At 70.1% G+C, this 21,874-nt stretch carries 22 protein-coding genes and 1 pseudogene; 9 read left to right on the top strand and 14 right to left on the bottom strand.

The features are described 5' to 3' along the window. Positions 1-26: 26 nt before the first annotated feature. The 3 genes from JHY01_RS18610 to JHY01_RS18600 are packed head-to-tail and all read right to left on the bottom strand — an operon-like array spanning position 27 to position 3,123. The gene (locus JHY01_RS18610; RefSeq protein WP_205327169.1) at positions 27-1,070 is read right to left on the bottom strand and encodes a type III polyketide synthase; all 1,044 of its coding nucleotides are present in this window, start codon (positions 1,068-1,070) and stop codon (positions 27-29) included. Continuing rightward, the gene (locus JHY01_RS18605) at positions 1,064-2,251 is read right to left on the bottom strand and encodes an acyl-CoA dehydrogenase family protein (protein WP_205327168.1); all 1,188 of its coding nucleotides are present in this window, start codon (positions 2,249-2,251) and stop codon (positions 1,064-1,066) included. The genes JHY01_RS18610 and JHY01_RS18605 overlap by 7 nt, the downstream gene beginning before the upstream one ends. Before the next feature lie 5 nt (positions 2,252-2,256). Beyond that, positions 2,257-3,123, bottom strand: coding sequence for a UbiA family prenyltransferase (locus JHY01_RS18600; RefSeq protein ID WP_205327167.1), 867 nt, complete (start codon positions 3,121-3,123; stop codon positions 2,257-2,259). Between the two features lie 26 nt (positions 3,124-3,149). Between JHY01_RS18600 and JHY01_RS18595 the strand changes: the two genes are divergently transcribed. The 4 genes from JHY01_RS18595 to JHY01_RS18580 all read left to right on the top strand — a co-directional run bounded on the left by JHY01_RS18595 (position 3,150) and on the right by JHY01_RS18580 (position 7,598). Beyond that, positions 3,150-3,866, top strand: coding sequence for a methyltransferase domain-containing protein (locus JHY01_RS18595; RefSeq protein ID WP_205327166.1), 717 nt, complete (start codon positions 3,150-3,152; stop codon positions 3,864-3,866). A gap of 194 nt (positions 3,867-4,060) precedes the next feature. Then, a complete protein-coding gene (locus tag JHY01_RS18590) occupies positions 4,061-5,731 on the top strand; it encodes an extracellular solute-binding protein (protein ID WP_205327165.1) in 1,671 nt (556 codons plus the stop codon). 5 nt (positions 5,732-5,736) lie between these two features. Continuing rightward, the gene (locus JHY01_RS18585) at positions 5,737-6,711 is read left to right on the top strand and encodes an ABC transporter permease subunit (RefSeq protein WP_240192967.1); all 975 of its coding nucleotides are present in this window, start codon (positions 5,737-5,739) and stop codon (positions 6,709-6,711) included. Further along, the gene (locus tag JHY01_RS18580) at positions 6,708-7,598 is read left to right on the top strand and encodes a carbohydrate ABC transporter permease (protein WP_205327163.1); all 891 of its coding nucleotides are present in this window, start codon (positions 6,708-6,710) and stop codon (positions 7,596-7,598) included. The genes JHY01_RS18585 and JHY01_RS18580 overlap by 4 nt, the downstream gene beginning before the upstream one ends. Here the strand turns inward: JHY01_RS18580 and JHY01_RS18575 are convergent. Genes JHY01_RS18575 through JHY01_RS18565 form a run of 3 tightly spaced genes read right to left on the bottom strand, consistent with a single transcriptional unit; the run spans position 7,595 to position 9,451 of the window. Next, positions 7,595-7,996, bottom strand: a complete 402-nt coding sequence (locus JHY01_RS18575) for an arsenate reductase ArsC (RefSeq protein WP_205327162.1) — start codon at positions 7,994-7,996, stop codon at positions 7,595-7,597. The two genes, JHY01_RS18580 and JHY01_RS18575, sit on opposite strands and share 4 nt — an antisense overlap. Continuing rightward, positions 7,989-9,083, bottom strand: a complete 1,095-nt coding sequence (gene arsB / locus JHY01_RS18570; RefSeq protein ID WP_307814498.1) for an ACR3 family arsenite efflux transporter — start codon at positions 9,081-9,083, stop codon at positions 7,989-7,991. The genes JHY01_RS18575 and arsB overlap by 8 nt, the downstream gene beginning before the upstream one ends. Continuing rightward, entirely contained in the window at positions 9,080-9,451 is a 372-nt protein-coding gene (locus JHY01_RS18565; RefSeq protein ID WP_205327161.1) for a helix-turn-helix transcriptional regulator, read from the bottom strand. Before JHY01_RS18565 ends, arsB begins: the two co-directional genes overlap by 4 nt. Before the next feature lie 255 nt (positions 9,452-9,706). Between JHY01_RS18565 and JHY01_RS18560 the strand changes: the two genes are divergently transcribed. After that, positions 9,707-10,348, top strand: a complete 642-nt coding sequence (locus JHY01_RS18560) for an arsenate reductase ArsC (RefSeq protein WP_205327215.1) — start codon at positions 9,707-9,709, stop codon at positions 10,346-10,348. A gap of 80 nt (positions 10,349-10,428) precedes the next feature. Here the strand turns inward: JHY01_RS18560 and JHY01_RS18555 are convergent, their stop codons facing one another. Both JHY01_RS18555 and JHY01_RS18550 read right to left on the bottom strand, forming a co-directional pair. Next, the gene (locus tag JHY01_RS18555) at positions 10,429-10,914 is read right to left on the bottom strand and encodes an AAA family ATPase (RefSeq protein WP_205327160.1); all 486 of its coding nucleotides are present in this window, start codon (positions 10,912-10,914) and stop codon (positions 10,429-10,431) included. Positions 10,915-10,935: 21 nt separating this feature from the next. Beyond that, entirely contained in the window at positions 10,936-12,420 is a 1,485-nt protein-coding gene (locus JHY01_RS18550; RefSeq protein ID WP_205327159.1) for an FAD-dependent oxidoreductase, read from the bottom strand. Positions 12,421-12,522: 102 nt separating this feature from the next. On the opposite strand from JHY01_RS18550, the gene JHY01_RS18545 reads away from it, so the two are divergent. After that, entirely contained in the window at positions 12,523-12,876 is a 354-nt protein-coding gene (locus JHY01_RS18545; protein ID WP_205327158.1) for a helix-turn-helix transcriptional regulator, read from the top strand. A gap of 52 nt (positions 12,877-12,928) precedes the next feature. Here the strand turns inward: JHY01_RS18545 and ribA are convergent, their stop codons facing one another. After that, on the bottom strand, positions 12,929-13,561 hold the full coding sequence (gene ribA / locus JHY01_RS18540; RefSeq protein ID WP_205327157.1) for a GTP cyclohydrolase II: 633 nt from the start codon (positions 13,559-13,561) through the stop codon (positions 12,929-12,931). Between the two features lie 93 nt (positions 13,562-13,654). On the opposite strand from ribA, the gene JHY01_RS18535 reads away from it, so the two are divergent. Both JHY01_RS18535 and JHY01_RS26835 read left to right on the top strand, forming a co-directional pair. After that, entirely contained in the window at positions 13,655-14,134 is a 480-nt protein-coding gene (locus tag JHY01_RS18535) for a MarR family winged helix-turn-helix transcriptional regulator (protein WP_205327156.1), read from the top strand. Between the two features lie 156 nt (positions 14,135-14,290). Continuing rightward, the gene (locus JHY01_RS26835) at positions 14,291-15,805 is read left to right on the top strand and encodes an alpha/beta hydrolase (protein ID WP_240192950.1); all 1,515 of its coding nucleotides are present in this window, start codon (positions 14,291-14,293) and stop codon (positions 15,803-15,805) included. 58 nt (positions 15,806-15,863) lie between these two features. Here the strand turns inward: JHY01_RS26835 and JHY01_RS28170 are convergent. From JHY01_RS28170 to JHY01_RS18515, 4 genes and pseudogenes are all read right to left on the bottom strand, one after another. Beyond that, positions 15,864-16,004, bottom strand: a pseudogene (locus JHY01_RS28170) (VOC family protein); the annotation flags it as partial. 1,347 nt (positions 16,005-17,351) lie between these two features. Next, positions 17,352-18,275, bottom strand: a complete 924-nt coding sequence (locus JHY01_RS18525) for an alpha/beta hydrolase (RefSeq protein ID WP_205327154.1) — start codon at positions 18,273-18,275, stop codon at positions 17,352-17,354. A 15-nt stretch (positions 18,276-18,290) separates the two neighbouring features. Then, positions 18,291-19,457 (bottom strand): damage-control phosphatase ARMT1 family protein, encoded by a 1,167-nt coding sequence (locus JHY01_RS18520; RefSeq protein ID WP_205327153.1) that lies wholly within the window; start codon positions 19,455-19,457, stop codon positions 18,291-18,293. After that, positions 19,447-20,043 carry a TetR/AcrR family transcriptional regulator gene (locus JHY01_RS18515; RefSeq protein ID WP_205327152.1) on the bottom strand — a complete coding sequence of 199 codons (597 nt, stop codon included), beginning with the start codon at positions 20,041-20,043 and terminating at the stop codon, positions 19,447-19,449. Before JHY01_RS18515 ends, JHY01_RS18520 begins: the two co-directional genes overlap by 11 nt. A gap of 99 nt (positions 20,044-20,142) precedes the next feature. Between JHY01_RS18515 and JHY01_RS18510 the strand changes: the two genes are divergently transcribed. Then, positions 20,143-21,309: an FAD-dependent oxidoreductase gene (locus JHY01_RS18510; RefSeq protein ID WP_205327151.1), complete on the top strand. Its 1,167-nt coding sequence runs from the start codon at positions 20,143-20,145 to the stop codon at positions 21,307-21,309. Between the two features lie 15 nt (positions 21,310-21,324). Here JHY01_RS18510 and JHY01_RS18505 read toward each other — a convergent pair whose 3' ends face one another. After that, positions 21,325-21,687 carry an Imm51 family immunity protein gene (locus JHY01_RS18505; protein ID WP_205327150.1) on the bottom strand — a complete coding sequence of 121 codons (363 nt, stop codon included), beginning with the start codon at positions 21,685-21,687 and terminating at the stop codon, positions 21,325-21,327. Positions 21,688-21,874 lie beyond the last annotated feature (187 nt).

Below are 21,874 nucleotides of genomic sequence, written 5' to 3'. Positions count from 1 at the left end.
TGGCGATGCCCCGGGCCCGTCCTCCGCTATCGGTCGGGTTCGAGGAGGGCCGCGTAGAGGGTGAGGCCGGGGCCGAAGGCGAGGGCCACGACCGGCCCGGCCGGGGGTCCGGCGGCCAGGATCTCCTGCAGGACGAGCAGCACGGTGGGCGATGAGCAGTTGCCGTGTTCGGCGAGGACGTTCCGGGAGGTCGCGAGCGCGTCGGGTTCGAGTTCGAGGCCTTCGTCGATGGCGTCGAGGATGCGGGGGCCGCCGGGATGGACGGCCCAGGCGGCGACGTCGCGCACGTCGTGGCCGTGGCGGCCGAGGAGCTCTTTCACGAGCGGGCCGACATGTTCGGCGAGGGCGTCGGGCACCTCCGGGGAGAGGCCCATGCGGAAGCCGAGATCGGTGATGTCCCAAGTCATCTGATGGCGGCGGGCGGTGTCGGTGCGGGAGGCGATGTCGACCACGCGCAGTCCCGGTGCGGCGCCGGGGCGCAGGACGAGCGCGGCGGCGGCGTCGGCGAAGAGGGCGTGCGAGACCATCTGCTCGGGGTCGATGGACGCGGGCTGCAGGTGCAGCGAGGTGAGTTCGAGGCAGAGCAGGACGGCCGGGCGGTCGTGGGCCGCCACGTAGTCGGCGGCGGCGGCGAGGGCCGGGAGCGCAGCGTGGCACCCGGTGTGTCCGATGAGGAGCCTGCGGGCGTCGGGGGGCAGCGGGAGCATCCGCGCGAGTTCGACGTCGAGGCCGGGGGTCCGGTAGCCGGTGCAGGTGGCGACGGTGAGGAGGCCGATCTCCTCGGGGTCGGTCCCTGCGGCGGCGAGCGCCTTCCGGACGGCTTCGAGGCCGAGGGGCGGGGCGACCTCGCTGTAGCGGGCCATGCGTTCGGCGGTGGTCCAGTCGGCGACGGCCTTGAACTCGGCAGGGTCGGTGGCGGTGTGGCGGGAGCGCACCGCGGAGGCGGTGAAGATGCGCTGGGCGACGCGGCTGCGGGAGAAGTGCCAGCGGAACACGTCTTCCCACAGTGCGTCCTGGCTGTAGGCGGGCGGCAAGGCGGTGCCGATCCCGGCGATGCGGGCGGTCACCATCGCGGGACCTCGGCGTCGTGGTCGGGGTCGTCGCCGAGGGCGGCGACGCCGAGCCAGTCGGCGCACACGTCGGAGGTGGCCGGTTGCAGTGCGCCGCAGCGGGCGTCGCGGTAGAGGCGTTCGAGGGGGTGCCCGCGCCGGGACGCGGAGGCGCCGGCGGCTTCGAGCAGGGAGGAGGCGACTTGGACGGCGGTGTCCCCGGCGGTGAGCTTCGCCCGCCAGACCCAGCGGTTGGTCTCGGGATCGCCTGGGGCGGTGTCGATCCGCGCGGCGGTCTCGGCGACGACGAGTTCGGCGGCGGCCACGGCGGTGTCGGCGCGGCCGAGCCTGGCGCGGGCGGCGGGGAGGCGGCCGAGGCCGCGGCTGCGGAGGTGCTCGGCGGCGGCGTCCACGGCGGCGCGGGCGACGCCCGCGTAGACGGCGGAGTAGGAGGCCACGAGCCATTGCGGCATGGCTTCGGCGATCATGAGCGTCAGGCCTTCGACGCCGCCGAGGAGCGCGTCGGCGTCCACTTCGACGTCGAAGTGGACGTCCTGGCTTCCGGTGGCGCGCATGCCGAGCGAGTCCCAGGTCTCCTCGATGCGGATGCCTTCGCCGGCGGGGACGAGGAAGTAGGAGACCTGCGGTTCCTCGGCGTCCGCTTCGCGGGCGGTGACGAGGTAGGCGTCGACGTGCCCGGCGCCGGAGACGAACGCCTTGCTGCCGGTGATGCGGTAGCCGGCGTTGGTGCGGCGGTATGCGGTCGAGGTCTTCGAAAGACGCGAGCCGCTGCCGCGTTCGCTCATCGCGACGCCGTACAGCGCGCCGCCCGCCGCGGCTTCGAGCGCCTTGTCGCGGGCTTCGAAGGAGCTCTTCGGGGCGCCGAGCAGGCGCACGAGGTCGTCCGGGGTCTGTGCGAGCGCGCCGGTGACGGAGGCGTGCATGTTGAAGACGAGCGCCGTGGAGCCCGCGCCGCGCGCGAGGGCGGAGGCGACGCGCGAGTACTCGGCGAACGAGGCGCCGAATCCGCCGAGGCGTTCGGGCACCATGAGCCCGAACAGGCCCGCCGCGCGCAGATCGGCGAAGTCCGCTTTCGGGAACCTGCCGTGCTCGTCGTGGACGGCGGCGCGTTCGGCGAGGTCGGGCGCGAGTTCGCGGGCGAGCGCGAGCGCTCGTTCACCGGGGCTCTCTGCTGCAGTCATGCGGATCAGTGTCCCCCGGAACTCCGGGCTCGATCAACCCCAACCGATAACGCGACGGATATTCCAGTGTGGAGCAGCAAGGCGACGTCGATCAGGGCCACGAGCATGACCGCGCGGAACGCGGCCCTGGAGCGGGGCCGGTTGTCCAGGAGGAAGCCGACGACGAGGATGCCCACGGCCGCGGGCACCGTGGCCAGCCCGAGCGGCGAGGGCGGCCCGTGCGGGCCGAACACCAGCAGTACGGAGGCGGTCAGGACCAGGGCCGCCGTGGCGAAACGGCTGATCAGCGGGCCGAGGCGGTGGGGCAGGCCGCGCACGCCGGTGGCGGCGTCGTCGGCGAGGTCGGGCAGCGCGTTCACGAAGTGCGCCGCGGAGCCGAGCGTCGCGGCCGCCGCGATGAGCCACGGCGGCGGGAACGGTGCGCCGTTCGAGAGGAACGCGGGCAGGAGTCCGAAGGAGACGGCGAAGGGCACCACCGAGAAGGCGGTGGCCTTGAGGCCGAGGTCGTAGGCCCAGGCCGAGGCGAGGGCGGCGATATGCGCCGCGGCGGCGAGCGGGGCGGAGAACAGGGTGAGGCTCACGGCGGCGAACGCCGAGACGAGGAATGCGAGGCGCACCGAGGCGGGTCGGATCTCGTCGGCCGCCAAGGGCTTGTCGGTGCGGCCGACCCGTGCGTCGCGGGGGGCGTCGATGAGGTCGTTGAGCCAGCCGACGGAGAGCTGCCCGGCGAAGACGGCCGCGACGGCGACGGCGGCCGAGGCGGGCGCGCGGTCGGCGCCGATGGCGAGCCCGGCCGCGACGGCCGAGACGGCGACCGCGGGCAGCGGGTGGGAGGCCCGTACCAGCGCCCAGCTCGCCGCAACCTGCTTCACGGCTCACAGTGTGCCACGCTGACGGGATGAGCGGAAGCCCTGAGCGTCTGGCGCCCAATGACCCTGCGATGTACGACCGGCTGGCCGGGGAGTGGTGGCGGCCGCGAGGGGTGTTCGCAATGCTGCACTGGCTGGCGGCGGCGCGGGCCGCTCTGGTGCCGCCCGCTCCCGGCGAGGGCGCGGTCCTGGTCGATCTCGGGTGCGGGGCCGGACTCCTGGCGCCGCATCTGGACGGCAAGGGCTACACGCACATCGGCGTGGACCTCTCGCTGGGGGCGCTGCGGCAGGCCGCCGAGCACGGCGTGCTGGGCGTGCAGGGGGACGTGCTGGCGGTGCCGCTGCCCGATGCGTGCGCTGAGGTCGTGGTGGCGGGCGAGATCTTGGAGCATGTGCCCGATCTCCGCCGTGCGGTCGCGGAGGCGTGTCGGCTGCTGCGCCCCGGCGGGCTGCTCGTGATCGACACGCTCGCGGCGACCGCGATGTGCCGCCTGCTCGCCATCGGTGTCGCGGAACGTCTGCCGCGCATCGCCACCCGAGGGGTCCATGATCCGCGTCTGCTGGTGGACCGCGAGGTGCTCGTCGCGGCGTGCGCGAAGCACGATGTGGCGCTGGAGCTTCGCGGCATTCGCCCTAAGTTGACCGACTTCGCGGGCTGGCTCCTCGGCCGCCGGGAGACGGTCCGGATGGTCCCGGTGCCGACGACGGCGGTGCTGTTCCAGGCTCGGGGTCGCAAACGCGTCTAACCGCTGGTACGACCCGGACTGACGGTGCCTTTGGGAGGGGTGTTGCACGCGTCTCATCGGAGCGGTTATATTTGTTTGGTCATACCATTAAAAGAATGGCACCGGCAGCCAGCGCATACACCCCTTCTTGGCGTGTGAAGCCAGCCAAAGAATCCATTCCCGGCAGCCTGTATCCCCCAACGAAAGGCATCGCCATGGGCGACACCTCAAGCAACGTCCCCGCGTTCCGCATTCAGCGCCGCGGCCTCTTCCAGGCCGGAGCGGCAGGCGCGGTCGCCGCCTCCCTCGCCGGGTGCGCGGCGCTCGACGAAGGACCGGACGGCACCGCGGCGGGGTCCGACGAGCTCGCCGACCTCCTGCCCGCCTACACGCCGTACGAGGGCGGGGTCGAGCCCGACCTCCCCGGGCAGCCGGACGGCACCGTCTCCCCCGGCTACCTCTCGCGCCCGGCCGAACCGGTTCAGGCCGTCGCCGAGCCGCCGATGACCACCGGCGAGGACATCACCGCGATCACACCACTGTGGAACCCGGCCCCGCCCGGCCTCCCGGACAACTCCTACTTCACCTCGGTGAACGAGGCGCTCGGCGGCACCGTCGTGTTCAACATCGCCGACGGCAACAACTACCTCGACAAGATCACCACCACCCTCGCCAGCGGCGATGTGCCCGACATGTTCCAGATCCCCGGCTGGGAGATCGTGAACCTCTCCGACTTCGGCGAGGCCGCGAACGAGCTGTTCGCCGACCTCTCGCCCTATCTCGCGGGCGACAAGGCCGCCGAGTACCCGCTGCTCGCGAGCTACCCGACCGCCGCGTGGGCGATGGGCGTCTTCGGCGGCACGCTGCTCGGCATCCCCTGGGAGCGGGCGCCCTACACGAACACGCTGTTCGCGCGCCAGGACATCCTCGACCAGCTGGGTCTGGACCACCCCACCAACCTCGACGAACTCCTCGCGATCGCCGAGGAGGTGAACGACCCCTCGAAGAACCGCTGGGCGTTCGCCAGCCTCGACCAGACCGTCCAGGAGGCCATGGGCGTGCCCACGCTCTGGAAGGTCGAGGACGGCAAGCTCGTCCACAAGTTCGAGACCGAGGCGTTCGCCGCCGCGATCGAGTTCACCAGGCAGGTCTTCGACAAGGGCCTGGTCCACCCCGACTACGTGGCCGACCGCAACACGAACGCCAAGGAGCTCATCGGCTCCGGCCAGGCGGTGTTCTACGAGGACGGCCTCGGCGCCTGGCACGAGATGCTGGGCACCTACCGCGACGTCCCGGGCTTCGACCTGCAGGCGGTCAACCCGCTCGCGAAGGAAGCGGGCGGCACGCCCACGATCTGGCGCGACGACCCGGCCGGCATGTTCACCTTCATCCGCAAGGACCTCTCCGAGGAGCGGATCAAGGAGTGCCTGCGGGTCGCCAACTGGTGCTCGGCGCCCTTCGGCACCAGGGAATGGGACCTGGTGTGGGACGGCGTCGAAGGCGTCCACTTCACCGTGGACGCCGACGGGGTGCCGCAGCGGACCGCGTTGGGCCAGAGCGAGGTCGCCAACACGTACCTGTTCCTGTCCGGTCGGGCCAACGCGAACTTCAAGTTCCAGTACCCGGGCCTGGTCGAGGCCCAGCACGCGTGGGAGACCAATGCCGCGGCGTTCCTCGACGACCACCCGTTCCAGGGCCTTCGCGTCGAGATGCCCTCCTCCCTCTCCGCCGAGAACGAGCCGATGAAGGACGCCCACCACGAGATCTACCGCGGCCAGCGCGACGTCGCCGCGTGGGCGACCATCGTCGATGACTGGCGCGCGAAGGTCGGCGACGCCGCCCGCGAGTACTACACCGGGGTCGCAGAGGACAACGACCGCTTGTGAGCACGTTGACGACGAAGTCCCCGGCCCCCGCGGCCGGGGACGCCCCGGAGCGGAAGGCGAAGCCGAAGGCGCACTGGCGGGAGCGGCTGCGCCGCGACTGGCCGCTGCTGCTCATGGCCGCGCCGATGATGATCCTGGTATGGGGGTTCTGGTGGGTCCCCACGCTGGGCAACGTGGTCGCCTTCCAGGACTACAAGCCGTTCACCGGCGGCATCTTCGGTTCGCGCCTGGTCGGGTTCACCCACTTCCAGGTCCTGTTCTCCGATCCGGAGTTCACGCGGGCCATGCTGAACACGCTCGGGATCACCGCGTTCCAGCTGGTGTTCTACTTCCCGGTGCCGATCGCGCTGGCGCTGCTCATGCACTCGATCGCGTCCGAGCGGCTGCGGTCGACGCTGCAGAGCGTGGTGTACCTGCCGTACTTCTTCTCCTGGGTGCTCGTGATCGCGATCTTCCAGCAGATGCTCGGCGGGGCGGGTCTGCTCTCGCAGACGTTGCGCGCCAACGGGTTCGATGGCGTGGACTGGATGACCGATCCGGACACGTTCATCCTGCTGGTGACCTCGCAGGCGATCTGGAAGGAGGCCGGGTTCGGGGCGATCATCTTCCTCGCGGCGTTGGCCGCGATCGACCCGAACCAGTACGAGGCGGCGGCGGTGGACGGGGCCGGGCGCTGGCGCAGGCTCTGGCACATCACGCTGCCGGGGATCCGGCCGGTGATCGTGCTGCTGCTGATCCTGCGGCTCGGCGACGCGCTGAACGTCGGGTTCGAGCAGTTCTTCCTGCAGCGCAGCGCGGTCGGTTCGCAGGCCTCGGAGGTCTTCGACACGTTCGTGTACTACAGCGGCATCCGCACCGGCGACTTCGATTACGGGGCCGCGGCCGGGCTGTTCAAGGGCGTGGTCGGGCTCGTGCTGATCCTGGCCGCCAACAAGTTCGCCCACATGCTGGGCGAGCGGGGGGTGTACTCCAAGTCATGAGTTCTCGGAAGCGTCCCGCATGGGAAGAGAAGCCGAGTGCCGCCGGGCTGGCGGTCAAGGGCGCGAGCATCGTGGTGATCGCGCTGCTGATCCTGTTCCCGCTCTATACGATCGCGTTGACGAGCCTGTCGAGCGGCGAGACGGTGAACCGCGTCGGCGGGCTCGTGGTGTGGCCGGGCGACGGGATCACGTTCAGCGCATACGAGCAGATGTTCCGCAACCCGGTGGTGCTGCGATCGCTCGTGGTCTCGCTGGGGATCACGGCGGTCGGAACGTTGATCAGCGTGGTCGTCTCGATCCTCGGCGCGTACTCCTTGTCGCGGCCGGGGTCGTTCGGGCACAAGACGATCCTGTTCTCGGTGCTGCTGATGTTCGTGATCTTCCCGGGCCTCATCCCCGTGTACCTGTGGGTGAGCGCGATCGGGTTGCGCGACAACTACCTGGCGATCATCCTGCCGATGGCCGTGTCGGCGTTCAACGTGGTGGTGCTCCGGGCGTTCTTCATGAGCATCCCGCAGGAGCTGTTCGACTCGGCGCGGATCGACGGCGCCGGGGAGTTCCGGGTGCTGTGGCAGATCGTGGCGCCGCTGTCGAAGGCCGTGATCGCCGTGGTCACGCTCTTCTACGCGGTGGCGTACTGGAACAACTGGTTCAACGCGTTCCTGTACCTGGACGACACCAGGAAGTGGCCGCTCGCGCTGGTGCTGCGCACGTACGTGGTGGAGTCGGCGCCGCTCCCGCAGGCCTCGGGCCTGCAGGACGCGCCGCCGACCCTGGCGGTGAAGATGGCGATCGTGATGATCGCGATCGTCCCCGCGCTGATCATCTACCCGTTCGTGCAGAAGCACTTCAAGAAGGGCGTGATCATCGGCGCGGTGAAGGGTTAAGGCAGCAGTTCCTTGATCAGGCCTTCGACGCGGGCCTTGATCTCGTCGCGGATGACCCGGACGGGCGCGATGCCCTGCCCGGCCGGGTCGTCCAGCGTCCAGTCGAGGTAGCGCTTCCCGGGGAAGACCGGGCAGACGTCGCCGCAGCCCATGGTGATGCACACGTCCGAGGCTTCGACCGCGTCCACGGTGAGGATCTTCGGGCGCTGCGCGGCGATGTCGATGCCGACCTCCCGCATGGCCTCGACGGCGATGGGGTTGACCTGGTCGGCGGGGGCCGAGCCGGCCGAGCGCACCTCGATGCGGTCGCCCGCGAGGTGCGCGAGCCATCCGGCGGCCATCTGGGAGCGTCCGGCGTTGTGGACGCAGACGAAGAGGACGGAAGGCTTCTCAGACATTCGCGGTGTTCCTTTGCGGTCGGGCGTTGAAGAAACGGCGGGCCCACAGGCTCACGTAGACGAGGCCCACGAGCACCGGGACCTCGATGAGCGGGCCCACCACCCCGGCCAGGGCCTGGCCGGAGGCGGCGCCGAAGGTCGCGATCGCGACGGCGATGGCGAGTTCGAAGTTGTTGCCCGCGGCGGTGAACGCGAGCGTGGTGGAGCGTTCGTAGCTCAGGCCGATGCCTTTGCCGAGGGCGAAGGACCCGGCCCACATGAGCCCGAAGTAGACGAGCAGCGGGAGTGCGATGCGCACGACGTCCATGGGCTGGTTCAGGATCGCCTCGCCCTGCAGGGCGAAGAGGACCACGATGGTGAAGAGCAGGCCGTAGAGCGCGAACGGGCCGATCGTGGGGAGGAACCTCGACTCGTACCAGTCGCGGCCCTTGCGGCGCTCGCCGATGCGGCGGGTCAGGTACCCGGCGGCGAGCGGGACGCCGAGGAACACGGCGACGTTGAGTGCGATCTCCCAGCCGGAGACTTCCAGTCCGGTGGCGTCCAGTCCCAGCCACCTGGGGAGGGCGTCGAGGTAGAGCCAGCCGAGCGCGCCGAAGGCGATGACCTGGAAGACCGAGTTCAGCGCGACCAGGACCGCGGCGGCTTCGCGGTCGCCGCAGGCGAGGTCGTTCCAGATGATGACCATGGCGATGCAGCGGGCGAGGCCCACGATGATGAGGCCGGTGCGGAACTCGGGCAGGTCCGGGAGGAAGACCCAGGCGAGCGCGAACATGAGCGCGGGGCCGACGAGCCAGTTCAGCACGATCGAGGAGACGAGGAGCCGCTTGTCGGCGGTCACCGAGTCGAGCTTGTCGTAGCGGACCTTCGCCAGCACCGGGTACATCATGAGCAGCAGCCCGGCGGCGATCGGGAGTGAGACGCCGCCGATCTGGACCGCGTTGAGCGCCTTGCCGACGCTGGGGATCCACTGGCCGAGTGCGATGCCCGCGAGCATGGCCGCGCCGATCCACACCGGAAGGTACTTGTCGAGGGTCGAGAGCTTGACCTGCGTCGGGGAAGCGGCGTTCGCTTCGGCGACGGCGCTCACGCGGCGGCCCCCTGGGGGACCGAGAGCACGGTGGAGAGCAGTTCGAGCGCGGCCGGTTCGGCGCGGTAGTAGACCCAGGTGCCGCGGCGTTCGGAGGAGACCAGACCGGTCTCCTTGAGCACCTTGAGGTGATGGGAGATGGTCGGCGCCGACACCTCGAAGGCGTCGGTGAGGTCGCAGACGCAGGCCTGGCCGCCCTCGTGAGAGGCGATCAGGGAGAGCAACCGCAGCCGCACGGGGTCGCCGAGCGCCTTGAAGGAGGAGGCGAGCCGCTCGGCCTGATCGGCGTTGAGGGGTTCCTTGATCAGCGGGACCCGACAGTCGTCCAGGTCGGTCGCAAGGGTGAGACGAACAGGCTGCTTCGACATGCGTCTATTTTGACGGACGTCTAGGTAGCCGACAAGCAGCACTCCAGTTGCCTGGATCACACATCAGTCGCGATGCGCCTGCGCGGCGGGCGAACGGCCGGACGACCTGGGGGCCCACTCGGCCGGCGACGTCCGGCTCTGCAATCGGTCACCGGGAGTTCGGCCATCGTTCATATTCGATGATTATCTAATTAGATGACGATCGAGTCGATCGTGTCCGCCGATGCCGTTCCCGCCGATGAGAGGACCACCCCGATGACCGCCGACAGCCTCGCGATCCCGCCCGAAACCGCCCAGCTGCTCAACACCTCGACCGCCCGGCTCGCCGACCGCTTCGCGGCGTACTTCTCGCCCGAAACGGTCCGCGCGGTCCTGGAGGACTCCTATCTCGTCCTCGCCGCGACGGCGCGAGTGCGCGGCCACTTGTACGTGCTGGCAGAACGGTTCGCCGCCGAGCGCCTGGACGCGACCCTCACCGTCACCGGCGCGCGGGACAAGACCCGGCCCGAGGTCCTGTTCGTGTGCGTCCACAACGCGGGCCGGAGTCAGATGGCCGCCGCACTGCTCGACCATCACGCCGCCGGGCGGGTACTGGTGCGGTCGGCCGGCTCGGCTCCGGCCGCGGAGGTGAACCCCGCGGTCGTCGAGGTGCTGGCGGAGATGGGGTTGGACCTCGCGAAGGAGTTCCCCAAGCCGCTCACCGACGAGACCGTCCGGGCCTCGGACGTGGTCGTCACGATGGGCTGCGGCGACGCCTGCCCGGTCTACCCCGGCAAGCGGTACTTGAACTGGGAGCTGGCCGACCCGGCCGGTCAGGACAGGGCGAGCGTCCGCGCCATCCGCGACGAACTCGACGGCCGCGTCCGTGCCCTCCTCGACGAACTGCTCGGCTACTGACCTCGCGACGAAGGACGGGATCGAGCGGGTCCCCTGCTCCCCCGGCGGTGCCGACAGGCGCTTGCCTCACCGGTTGGCGCTCATGTGAGTGCGTGCCGCAGCAGTCGCGGCATCACGGCGTCGAGCGGTGCGTCGGTGTCGATCTCGAGGGTCGCCCCGGGGCGCAGCAGCGGCTCGACCTCGGCCTGGTCGCGCAAGGCCTGCGCGAGTGCCCCGGGGGTCTTCCCGTAGTCGTTGCCGGAGCGGCCGACGAGTCTGCGCCGCACCACTTCGGGTGCGGCGCTGAGCAGCACGATCCGGTCGAAGTCGGCGTAGAAGCGGCCCTGGTTCGGGACGCAGCCGCTCACGAAGCGCGGGTCGCCTCCGGCGTCGAGCAGACGCCGGAGGCGCGCCTCGTTCCAGACCCACCCGGGTTCGGCGGTCGGTTTCGGCGGCTCCACGTCCGGGCCGGGTGAGCAGTAGCCGCCGTAGTCGGTGTCCACCGCCGTGTGTCCGAGCGCCGTCAGCGCCGCGACGACGGTCGACTTGCCGACCCCTGACACGCCCGTGATGAGCACTCGTCTCATCCGCCCAAGTTAACAGGCGGTTCAGCCGCAGCAGCCGGACTTCGCCTGGGGCAGCTCGACACGCTCACCGGCGCGGCCGTGCAGGACGCCGGTCGCCAGCCCGCGGGCCCCGACCGTCACCGGTTCCTTCGCCGCGTCGGCGCCGCAGCCCGTGCCGCGACCGGCTTCGGCCGCGGTCTCGGCCGAAGCACCGCAGCAGCCCGAGCCTTCGCTCGCGTCGGCGATGCTCGTCGCCTCGAGCGCGCGGCTCGAGGAGCAGACGCCGGTCTCGGGCAGGTCGAGCTCGACCCGGTCGGCGGCCTCGCGGTCCCCCGCCAGCGCGGCGGCGATGGATCGCACCTGCTCGTAGCCGGTGGCGAGCAGGAAGGTCGGGGCGCGGCCGTAGCTCTTCACACCGGCGATGTAGAAGCCCTCGTCGGGGTGGGCGAGGTCGGCTTCGCCATGGGCGGGGACGGTGCCGCAGGAGTGGAAGTTCGGGTCGATGAGCGGCGCGAGCTTCACCGGGGCTTCGACGGTGGCGTCGAGGTCGAGGCGCAGTTCGCGCAGGAGCTCGAGGTCGGGGCGGAATCCGGTGGCGGCGGCGACGTTGTCGGTCTCGAGTCGCACGGCGAGGCTGCCGGTCTGGCCGGTCACGGCGACCGAACCGTCTGCGGCCGTGGTGAAAGCGTCGATCGTGAAGTCGGTGACGAGTTCGACGGCACCGGATTCGACGAGTGCCTTGAGGCGGGTCCCGATCGTGCCGCGAGCGGGGAGCGCGTCGGCGGAGCCGCCGCCGTAGACCTTCGCCGCGCTGCGGCCCCGGATCGCCCAGGTGACCTCGGTGCCCGGCTCGGCTTCGGCGAGTTCGGCCAGGAGCAGCAGCGTGTTCGCGGCGGAGTGGCCCGCGCCGACCACGAGGGTCCGCTTGCCCGCGAACCGTTCGCGGTCGCGGCCGAGCACGTCCGGGAGCGGGCCGACCTGCCAGGGGGCGTCGGCGGTCTCGCCCGCGGCGGGGAGGCCGTTGGCGCCCAGCGGGTTCGCGCGGCCCCAGACACCCGAGGCGTCGATCACCGCATCGGTGATCACATCGGACCCTTCGCCTGCTTCGTCGACGGTGCGCAGGAGGTAGGCGCGGCCTTCGCGTCCGAGGCTGTGGGTCTTGTCCGCGCCGAGCCGGGCGACGCCGGTGACGCGGGTGCCGTAGCGGACGTGGTCGCCGAGCGCCGTGGCGAGCGGCCCGAGGTACCGGCCGATGAGTTCGGCGCCGGTGGGCAGGCCTGCTGCGTCGGGCTCGGTCCAGCCGGTGCCTTCGAGGAGTCGCCTTGCGGCCGAGTCGATGTCGAAGCGCCATGGTGAGAAGAGCCGGACGTGGCCCCACTGGCCGATGGCCGCTCCGGCGCTGGGGCCGGCTTCGAGGACGATCGGGGTGATGCCGCGTTCGAGCAGGTGCGCGGCGGCGGCGAGGCCTACGGGGCCGGCGCCGATGACGGCGCAGGTCTTGGCGGGGCGGCGGGTGGCGAGAGACATGAGGACCTCCTTGTGGTGGTCGCGCCGATCGCGATCACATCAACGTAGATAATTAATACCAGTGATTGCTGTTGATAGCAAGTTCTGTGGTTTACTTGTTGCATGAGCCGCCTGATCGAGATCGAGCTGACCGACGTCACCGCCGAGCCCGACGAGAAGCTCGTCGAACGCGCCCGCGACCTCGCACCCCAGTTCAAGGCCCTCGCCGACGAGAACCGCCTGGCGATCGTGATGCTCCTGTCCGAGCGCGACCGCACCGTGCGCGAGCTCACCGAGGCGACCGGCCTCGCGCAGACCCTCGTCTCGCACCACCTCGCGCCGCTGCGCGAACTCGGCCTCGTGACCGTGACCCCCAAGGGCCGCAGCAACCTCTACGCCCTGTGCTGCGACGCCTTCACCGGGCCGATGCGGGCGCTGGCCGGTCTCTCGACCTCGTTCGAGACCAAGCGCTGCTGAGACACGCGAACGGGCCCCGCATCGATGCGATGCGGGGCCCATTCGGCGTCCATCAGGCGGCGAGTGCCGCCAGGGCGATCGTGTGGCCCGTGTGCTGGACCTTCGCACTCAGGTAGCGGACGTTGCTCTCGGTTTCGAAGACGCCCGTGGGCACGGTCGCGGTCACGTCGGCGCCGAGGCCGCGGAGCTGACCGGCCTTGTCCGGGTTGTTGGTGAGCAGCTCGAACGCGCCGACGCCGAGCGCCTCGAGCATCTGGGCGGCGGCGGTGTAGTCGCGGCCGTCCTCGGGCAGGCCCAAGGCGGTGTTGGCCGCGTAGGTGTCCAGGCCGTCGTCCTGCAGGGCGTAGGCGTCGAGCTTGTTGTACAGGCCGATGCCGCGGCCCTCCTGGCGCAGGTAGAGGAGGACGCCGCCGCGTTCGCCGATGCGTTCGACGGCCTCGCGGAGCTGGGGTCCGCAGTCGCAGCGGGCCGAGCCGAAGACATCGCCCGTGAGGCATTCGGAGTGCATCCGCACGAGCGGCGCCTCACCCGGGGCGGGGTGGCCGAGCACGAGCGCCAGGTGCTCCCGGCCGTCGGCGAGGCCTTTGAAGGTGACGGCTTCGGCGGTCGTGGTGTAACCGTCGGCAAAGGTGAGGGGGATGGTGACGCGGGTGCGGACCGCGGCGGTCGCGTGAACGGTTTCCATGTCGTCTCCGATGGTCAAAAGCATTTCAAATTTGAACTGCTGCGACCAAGGTACAGTTGTGTTCAAATTTGAACAAGGGAGTAGAGTAGAGGCATGGGTCACACGCAGTGGTTGAACGAGGAGGAGATGCGCGCCTGGATGGCGTTCATCCCGGCCTCGACCCTGGTCGCCCGCGAGCTCGACCAGCAGCTCAAGGAGGATTCGGGCCTCTCGCACCTGCAGTACGAGATCCTGATCCACCTCAACGGGGCCGAGAACGGCGCACTGCGGATGACCGAGCTGGCCGAGCGCCTCATCAACTCCAAGAGCGGCCTGACCTACCAGATCGGGCAGATGGAGAAGGCCGGGCTCGTCACGCGGCGCAAGTGCGAGTGGAGCGGCAGCGGCGTTCTGGCCGAGATCACCGACACGGGCCGCACCGCGCTCGAAGGCGCCGCGCCCGGGCACGTCGAGAAGGTGCGCGAGATCTTCATCGACGTGCTCACGCCCGAGGAGCGCAAGGCCATCGCCGACGCGCTCGGCCGCGTCCGCGACCGCATCGTCGAACGCAACGAAGGCGGCACCTGCTGGTAGCGGCGAGGCGAGCGATTCCGCTGGGACACAGGACCATCAAAGGTACCGTCTGCGGGATCCCTATCGGACCAATACTTTTCATACAATCTCAGGTGGAAACGAACACCCGGCTCGCGTCCGCGCGATCGGGTTCCCTTCGACCAGAAGGAAATCCACTTGAAGACTCCCACCCGGTATCTGGCCGCCGCAGCCGCGGCGGTCCTCGCGTTCACGCTCCTCGCCGCCGCACCCGCAGCCGCAGGCTCCTCCCGCCACGGCATTGACTGGCAGCCGTGCCCCGATGTGGATCCGGCCGAAGCGGTCGAGTGCGCCACCATAGAAGTCCCCCTCGACTACGACCGCCCTTGGGGCGAGAAGATCGAGATCGGCCTCGCCCGCAGGCAGGCCGCGAACCCGGACGAGAAGCTCGGCACGATCCTCATGGACCCCGGCGGGCCCGGCGGCTCGGGCGTCGAAGCGGTCAAGTACTTCAATCCGCTCACCGGCGGGGCCGCCGAGCAGTTCGACCTCGTCGGTTTCGACCCGCGCGGCGTCAACACCAGCACCCAGGTACTCTGCGGCGAAGACGCCCTGAATGCCTTGGGCGCCATAGGCATTCCGACGGACCAGGCCTCGTTCGAGGCCTTCGCGGACGCCAACGCCGCCCTCGCCGCGGACTGCCGCGACCGCACTGGGAAGCTCTTCGACCACGTCTCGAACCTCGAGACCGTCGAGGACATGGAGCGCATCCGCCGGGCGCTCGGCGAGGGCAAGCTCAACTACCTCGGCTACTCGTACGGGACCATCATGGGCCAGCAGTACGCCGAGGAGTACCCGCGCCGGATCCGCACGATGGTCCTGGACGGCAACATGGACCACAGCCTCGAATCGGTCTGGGACTTCATGAGCACCGAGACCGAGGCGGTAGAGGAGAACTTCAACGAGTTCACCGCATGGTGCGAGGACGCACCCGAGTGCGCGCTCCACGGCGAGGACATCGAGTCCCTCTACGGCGATTTGAAGACCGAGGCCCGCGCCGGGGACCTCATCGACCCGGATTCCGGTGAGCCGATGGACTTCTACCAACTGTCCATGAAGTACACGTTCGCCGCGAACTCGCCGCAAGTGTGGCCGGACTTGGCCGAGGCATACGCCGCGATGCGCGATGGCACCCCCTTGGACGGGATCGCAACGCTGCAGGCGGAACCCGAGGTGAACCACCTGTACTACCCGGCCTGGTGCCAGGACTACGGCTGGGACATCGAGGACTTCGCCGAGTTCGAGGCGCTCCAGGAGCGGCTCTCCGATGCCTACCCCGACGTCGAGTGGACGCCTTACAACCAGCACGCGCTCACCTGCGTCGGCTCCGGCATCGAGCACACCAACGAGCGCGGGGAACTGGACGTAGGCCACGCCCCGCCGATCGTCTTCATCGGCAACGAGCACGACCCCGCGACGGTGTACGAGTGGACGCTGGCATCTTCCGAGCAGGCCGACGGACACCTCATCACCTATGAGGGCTACGGGCACACCATCTACGGAGGACCGTCCGAGTGCGTCGACGACGCCGTCAACGCCTACTTCGTCGACAAGGTCGTGCCGGAAGCGGGCCTGAGCTGCCCGAACCTGGACTTCCCTGGAGTCGGAGCGCTGAGCGATCAGCGGGCGCCGGTGACAGTCGGTCCCTTTTAGGCGCCTTTGAACGACGCGACGGCCGGGCCCAAGGCCCGGCCGTCGCCGCTCGCTGCGACGCCAGGGTGCGCAGGACGCACAACTCGTTGCCCTCGGGGTCGGCCATGACCTCCCAGTTGCCCTCGGCCCCTTGGCCCACATCGACCCTGGCTGCGCTGAGGCCGAGCAGGCGGACCACTTCGTCCTCGGTACCGCGGTCGATCGAGCAGACAGACGTCGAGGTGGATATCGGCATGCGGGACCCTGCTGCACGAGGTTCCCGGCATCGAAGACCAGCACCTCGTCGGAAGTCTCGGCCGTCGTCAGGAGGTGCCGCGATGATCACCGTGGTGCGACCGCGGGTCACCGCGTCGAGCGCGGAGGAGAGAGCGCCCCATTCACCGGCCTCCTCCGCGCGGCAGGCCGCGACTGACACCCAAGCCCAAGCAGACCTGAGCGCCGGCGCGTTCGGGGCCTTCGCCGCATATGGAGGCAGGGGCGTTACCGAGCATTGCGGGCTCCGCGGTTGTAGCCACTCACTGTTCAACCAAGCGACGACGAAGAGGCGGAAGGTGAGGCGGGGCGGTGGGCGGGCTCGGCTTCGGTTGGGGCGCAGCGGGCTCGGCTCCGCGTCACATGCGAACGTGAGAGGTTTGTGCGCGTGTGGGTGATGACGGACCGAGGCTGTTTGAGGGACAATTGAGATACGCACAGGGATACGGAAAACGTACAGGTGTCGAGTAGGTGCACGCAGACTACGCCAAGCCTCTGGCCGACTCACAAACCGGACCGATTCCGAGACGGCGACCCTCACCGGGTTGTTTGCCTCAGTCCCCGAGTGCTATCGGGATCCACAGCTGACCACGGCCCTCAGGGCCGTGCTGGGTGGGAGATCGCCGGTCGGGATCACCCCGGCCGGAGGCAATGCTCAGAACGAGGCATACGAAGACGACCGGAACGACCGTCGAGGCCTGCGTAGGCCTGAGCGAGGCCCGTCGAGACCTGCGCGGACGAACCAGTCGAGTGCGGACCCGCCCCACAGCCAGGTCCGCATTGCCGACATCGCGCCTGCGAGCTTCTTGCAGGAATGCGACACCATCATCGATCGGGAGGAGAGATCTGAGAGTCCGCACAGGACACCCTTCGCCGGAACGTTCGGTTGGCCCCCATTGATTCCGCTTGGCCAAGAGGAGCCATGGCACGCTTCAGCCTCGATTCTTCCATGTCTATTGCGGTCAGATCATCGGCCTGGCTTCTGCCGGTCGCCGCCAGACAGGTTCCTGCGCTGGTCAGGGCCACTGCTGCTCCTTTCTGCGGCGGGTCGGTGTGTCGGGGTGGAGGCCGGCCAGTACGGCGATCTGCGGGCGGCCGAGTTCATCAATGAGGCGCTTCCATCCGCTTTCACTGTCGATCGGTGACGATGTGATCCTGTGTGTTCGGACGGTGAGGTGTCTTGCGACAGAACGGGAACGAGACTCCTGGTAGGCCGCGTTGCGGGGTCGGGAGGTTCCAGGAGAAGCCGATGCGCCTGCTCGGCGAAGGCGGACCCGACATCGACGGCTTGCGGCTAAAGGAACTTCGCGAGGAAATCGAGGGAGTGGCCGACCTCCGGGAGGTTCGGCGAGTGGCTCAAGTGCCCGTGCGTCATGCCCAGCGCCAGATACGACTCGACCGGTACGCCGACCTCGCGGAGCTGACGCTCGAGCAGGTCCGCCGAAGCGCGCAGGTCGTCGTACTCCGAGGCCACGATGCGGGTGGGCGGCAGGCCGTCGAGCCGGGCCGCGCCCGGCAGGGCGTCCGCGGGCACGTCGCTGATGCGGCCCACGTAGTTCCGCACCATGTGCTCGACGCTCTCGGGAGTGAACCGGAACGGCACTGCCGCCATCTCCGCGTTCATCTCCACGCTCAGGGTCGGGTTCGGGAAGTGCGCGAACGGGTAGGCGAGCAGGAGCGCGTCCGCCGCGCGGCCGCCGGTGTCCCTGGTGCGCAGGGCGGTCGCGAGGGCCAGAGCGGCCCCGGCGCTGGCGCCGCCGAGCGCGATCGGCACGCCTTCGGGAAGCGGCTGCTCGCACCACCAGTTCCAGGCGGCGTGCACGTCGTCGATCGGCACCGGATACTTGGTGGTGTCGTCGGCGAGCCGGTAGCCCACCGAGGCCACCGCGACACCGGCGCGGCGGGCGAATTCGATGCTCGCCACGTGGGCCTCGTGCATGTCGAGGTCGCCGTGGAGGAAACCGCCGCCGTGGCACCAGAGGATCGCGCCGGTCGCGCCGTCCTCGGGGCGATAGAGACGCAACGGGATCGGGCCGTGCGGGCCGTCGATCGCGATGTCCTCGATCGCGACTCCGCTGGCGTCCCAAGCGAGGGCGTCACCGATGTACTCCTGCAGGAACGCGTGGGCGAGCGCGCCCTTCTCCTCCTCGCTCCCGCCAGGGGCGGTGGCCGCCTCCAGCCCTTCGATCATCTTGGTGAAGTACTCGTCGACCGGCATCGTCGCCTCCTTGGTTCAGTGCAGCACTTGCATCATCGCGTGCGTGCCGCTGACCCGCCAATCCGGGGAACCGGTTTCCAACTCACTGAGACGCGCGGGCGGGACGCCGACGGCGAGATCGGACTTCGCGGTGCGCAGTGCGGCCACGTCACCCGGGAAGTAGTCGACGACGTCGCCGAACGGCGTGGCGGCGTCCCATTCGCGGTCGCCGACGAGGCGGCGGTAGTTCAAGTCCCCCTTGAGGATCACGAGTTTCGCGGCCCGGAAGCCGCCCGCGAGGTCAGGCGGCAGGTGCCGGTAGGTGGTGGGCAGCACGTAGCAACCGTGGGTGCGCAGCAGCAGGCGCTCGTGGCGGATCGCGTCGCGGAGGCGCTCGGCCAGCGCCTGGACCGGCTTGTTCGGGTTCGCGGCGAGCGTGTCGAGGGTGGCGTGCAGGTCGCGGCCGGTGGCGTCGGAGACGAAGTACGGGTGCGGTTTGAGGTGGAGCTCGACGGTCGCGGTTTCGAGGATCGCGTCGATGAGGGCGAGGTCGGCGGTGAGCTCGCGGCCGGCGTTGTCGGCCACCACGATCACGGGCCCCTCCCCCGGGCCGTCGACGAGGTCCCAGATCGCGGGGCTGTCGTCGACCACGATGTCGCTCTGCCCCGCTATGGAGCTGGTGGTGCGGAAGCCGAGGTCGGCCTGGTTGCCCCAGAGGCTCGCGGTGAGGAGCGCGCGACGGCGCTCGGCGGTCTCGCGTTCGGCGAGCGCGGTGTAGGCGTCGAGGTCGGATTGGATCTCGGCGCCCGCGAGCTGCGCATGTTTCTGGGGCGCGAAGAGGTCGACGCCGGCCCATGGGCTCTCGGGCTCGAAGTACTCGGTGGCGTCGAGCAGGCGGCGGTAGAAGTACGACTCGGCCCACAGGAACGGCAGTTCGCTCCACGGCTTGCCCGCGCATTCGGCGATCTGGGCCTCCCAGAACGACGCGTTCGGGCCGGGAGGGATCTCGGGCGGGACGGTGCCGTTCAGGGTCTCGGCGAGCAGGCTTTCCAAGCGCGCCTGGATACGCGCCGGATAGGGGAAGTCGCCGAGGAGGTTCTCGATGAGGACCGGGTGGCGCTCGTGGAAGACCGAGCGGCTGAAGGAGCCGGGCCGGTCGATGCCGATGCGCTGGGGCAGGTCCGGGCGCTGGTCATCCGCCATTGCCGCTCCGTTCGTTCGCAGTGGTGCCGACCAGCGCGGTGATCGCGGGTCGGAGGCGTTGGTCCAGGTCCTCGCCGGTGAGCACCAGGTGGTGGAGGGTGCCGGTGAGGGCCAGCGCGACCGCCTGGGGGTCGACGTTCGCGGCGAGGCGGCCGAGGCGGCGTTCGGTTTCGAGGCGGGCGGCGGCGGCCCGTTGGATCGCGTCGAGGGCGGTGTCGTCGCCGAGCACGTCGCGGACGCGTTGGGCGAGTTCGGGTCGCAGGACGAGGAGGCGGGTGAGCGCGGCGAGGGTGTCGCGCGGGATCGCGAGCAGGGCATCGCCGAGGTCGGTGGCGATGTCGCCGGTTCCGGCGCGGTCGGCGAGGGTCCCGGCGGCGGCGATGACGACGAAGGAGCGGTCGACGGCGTAGGCGGCGAGGAAGTCGTCGAGGTCGGTGAAGTGGGCGTAGAGGAGTCCTGCGGCGACACCGGCTTCGGTGGTGACGGCGCGGCCGCTGAGCCTTCCGGGGCCGTCGCGGAGGATCACGCGCTCGGCGGCGGTGAGCAGCTGCTGCCGCAGCTCGGGGATGGCGACTCCTCTTGGCACGGGCACCAGTGTATCGGTCCGCCGAGGGGTCCTCGGCGACAGTTTGAGCACTCGTTCATACTAGGAATGAACACATGTTCAAACTGATCGGAGGCGAAGATGGAGCACGGGAAGCGCACGGCGATCGTGGTCGGGGCGGGGATCGCCGGGCTGGCGGCGGCGCTGCGGCTGCACGGGGCGGGTTGGCGCGCGGTCGTGGTCGAACGCGCGCCGGCGCGGCGCAGCAGCGGGTACATGGTGAACCTGATCGGCGGCGGCTTCGACGCCGTCGAACGGTTGGGACTGGCCCCGGCGTTGGCGAGTCGCGACCTCGGAACCTTCACCTCGGTCCTGGTCCGGGCCGACGGATCGACGAAGTTCACGGTGCCGCAGGCCATCGTGGAGGCCGCGCAGGGTACGCGCGCGATGTCGGTGTTCCGGGGCGATCTGGAGGCGGTGCTCTTCGAAGCGGTCGCCGACACGGCCGAGTTCCGTTTCGGCACCACCGTGACCGCCGTCGCGCAGGAGGCGGACGGCGTCGCCGCGACCTTCAGCGACGGCACCACGGCGCACGCGGACCTGCTCATCGGCGCGGACGGCCTGCATTCGAATACCCGCAGACTCGTCTTCGGCGAGGAATCCCGCTTCAGGGTCGACATGGACCACATGGTCGGCGCCTTCCCGCTGCGGCGCGTCCCGCACGGTCTCGCCGAAGGCAGCGGCACCACGTTCATCGGTCCCCGCCGCACCGCGGCCGTCATCAACCTCGGACCGGGCCGCTCGTCCGCGTTCTTCGCCTACCGCAGCGCCGATGCCGAAGCGGACCTGCGGCGCGGCCCCGTTCCCGCGCTCGACGAGGCCTTCGGGGACTTGGGCGGCGGCGTGCCCGACGCACTGGTGCAGCTCCGCAAGGACCCGGGCGGGGCCTACTTCGACTCGGTGAGCCAGATCCGCATGGACGCCTGGAGCAGCGGCAGCGTCGTGCTGCTCGGCGACGCCGCCTGGTGCGTGACGCTCTTCGCCGGATACGGTGCGGGCCTGGCGCTCGCGGGCGCGGACAGGCTCGGCGAGGCCCTGGAGCGGCACGAGGTGCCCGAGGCGACGGCGCGCTGGGAGTCGCGGATGCGCCCGGAGGTCGTGAAGCGGCAGGCCTTGGCGCGCAGAGGGATCGCCCAGTTCGCGCCGCCCACGAGGTTCCACGTCTGGCTGAGCGACATGATGATGCGCTCGATCGGCCTTCCAGGGGTTCGCCGGCTGGTGCGGCGCTCGATCACGATCGCGCGTTGAACCGCGTCGGGAACGTCAGTCGAGAAGGTCGCGCTCGGCGGCGACCGCCAGCGCCTCGACCAGGAGCACCGGACGATGCAGGAACGACTCCAAGGTCATCGCGACGGCACCGAGCGCCTCGCGGTCGGTGCCGTAGGCGCAGAACATCCCGCCCTCGGAGTCGAACGAGAACCGTTCCAGCAGCGGGCCCTGCTCGATCAGGGCGGCGCGCACCGCGGACTGCCAGTCGTAGCCGGAGCCCTCGAGCCCGTGGGCGGCGAAGACCTCCGCGAGATGGGAGTCGGCGGGACCGCCGGGGCTGTAGATCACCGAGTCACTGGTGTCGCCTTCGACGAATTGGACATTGGGGAAGCGCGCGAACTCTGGTCGTTCTGACATCCCCGGAAGCCTAACGGCGAGGACCGACATCGCTCGGCGGCGGCGTCGTCGTGGCCCTGCTCGGCTTCGCCGTCGGCGCGCTCGCGCCGGCCCGCTCCGGCGGAGGACGGACTGACCGGGCGCGGTCCGGGCGACGCCCGAACCACCATTGTGGAAATCAGTTCGATGCCCGCCGGCGCGCAGGATC

The sequence above is a fragment of the Glycomyces sp. YM15 genome, from assembly GCF_016918015.1.
Taxonomy (GTDB): domain Bacteria; phylum Actinomycetota; class Actinomycetes; order Mycobacteriales; family Micromonosporaceae; genus Glycomyces.
The sequence above is the reverse complement of the archived record's forward strand: the minus strand, read 5'-3'. Positions and strand labels throughout refer to the sequence as shown.

Coding starts and splice junctions, on each gene's coding strand:
- JHY01_RS18610 (WP_205327169.1), bottom strand. CDS start 1,070: ATGGTGACCGCCCGCATCGCCGGGATCGGCACCGCCTTGCCGCCCGCC.
- JHY01_RS18605 (WP_205327168.1), bottom strand. CDS start 2,251: ATGACTGCAGCAGAGAGCCCCGGTGAACGAGCGCTCGCGCTCGCCCGC.
- JHY01_RS18595 (WP_205327166.1), top strand. CDS start 3,150: ATGAGCGGAAGCCCTGAGCGTCTGGCGCCCAATGACCCTGCGATGTAC.
- JHY01_RS18590 (WP_205327165.1), top strand. CDS start 4,061: ATGGGCGACACCTCAAGCAACGTCCCCGCGTTCCGCATTCAGCGCCGC.
- JHY01_RS18580 (WP_205327163.1), top strand. CDS start 6,708: ATGAGTTCTCGGAAGCGTCCCGCATGGGAAGAGAAGCCGAGTGCCGCC.
- JHY01_RS18575 (WP_205327162.1), bottom strand. CDS start 7,996: ATGTCTGAGAAGCCTTCCGTCCTCTTCGTCTGCGTCCACAACGCCGGA.
- JHY01_RS18565 (WP_205327161.1), bottom strand. CDS start 9,451: ATGTCGAAGCAGCCTGTTCGTCTCACCCTTGCGACCGACCTGGACGAC.
- JHY01_RS18560 (WP_205327215.1), top strand. CDS start 9,707: ATGACCGCCGACAGCCTCGCGATCCCGCCCGAAACCGCCCAGCTGCTC.
- JHY01_RS18555 (WP_205327160.1), bottom strand. CDS start 10,914: ATGAGACGAGTGCTCATCACGGGCGTGTCAGGGGTCGGCAAGTCGACC.
- JHY01_RS18550 (WP_205327159.1), bottom strand. CDS start 12,420: ATGTCTCTCGCCACCCGCCGCCCCGCCAAGACCTGCGCCGTCATCGGC.
- JHY01_RS18545 (WP_205327158.1), top strand. CDS start 12,523: ATGAGCCGCCTGATCGAGATCGAGCTGACCGACGTCACCGCCGAGCCC.
- ribA (WP_205327157.1), bottom strand. CDS start 13,561: ATGGAAACCGTTCACGCGACCGCCGCGGTCCGCACCCGCGTCACCATC.
- JHY01_RS18535 (WP_205327156.1), top strand. CDS start 13,655: ATGGGTCACACGCAGTGGTTGAACGAGGAGGAGATGCGCGCCTGGATG.
- JHY01_RS18525 (WP_205327154.1), bottom strand. CDS start 18,275: ATGCCGGTCGACGAGTACTTCACCAAGATGATCGAAGGGCTGGAGGCG.
- JHY01_RS18520 (WP_205327153.1), bottom strand. CDS start 19,457: ATGGCGGATGACCAGCGCCCGGACCTGCCCCAGCGCATCGGCATCGAC.
- JHY01_RS18510 (WP_205327151.1), top strand. CDS start 20,143: ATGGAGCACGGGAAGCGCACGGCGATCGTGGTCGGGGCGGGGATCGCC.
- JHY01_RS18505 (WP_205327150.1), bottom strand. CDS start 21,687: ATGTCAGAACGACCAGAGTTCGCGCGCTTCCCCAATGTCCAATTCGTC.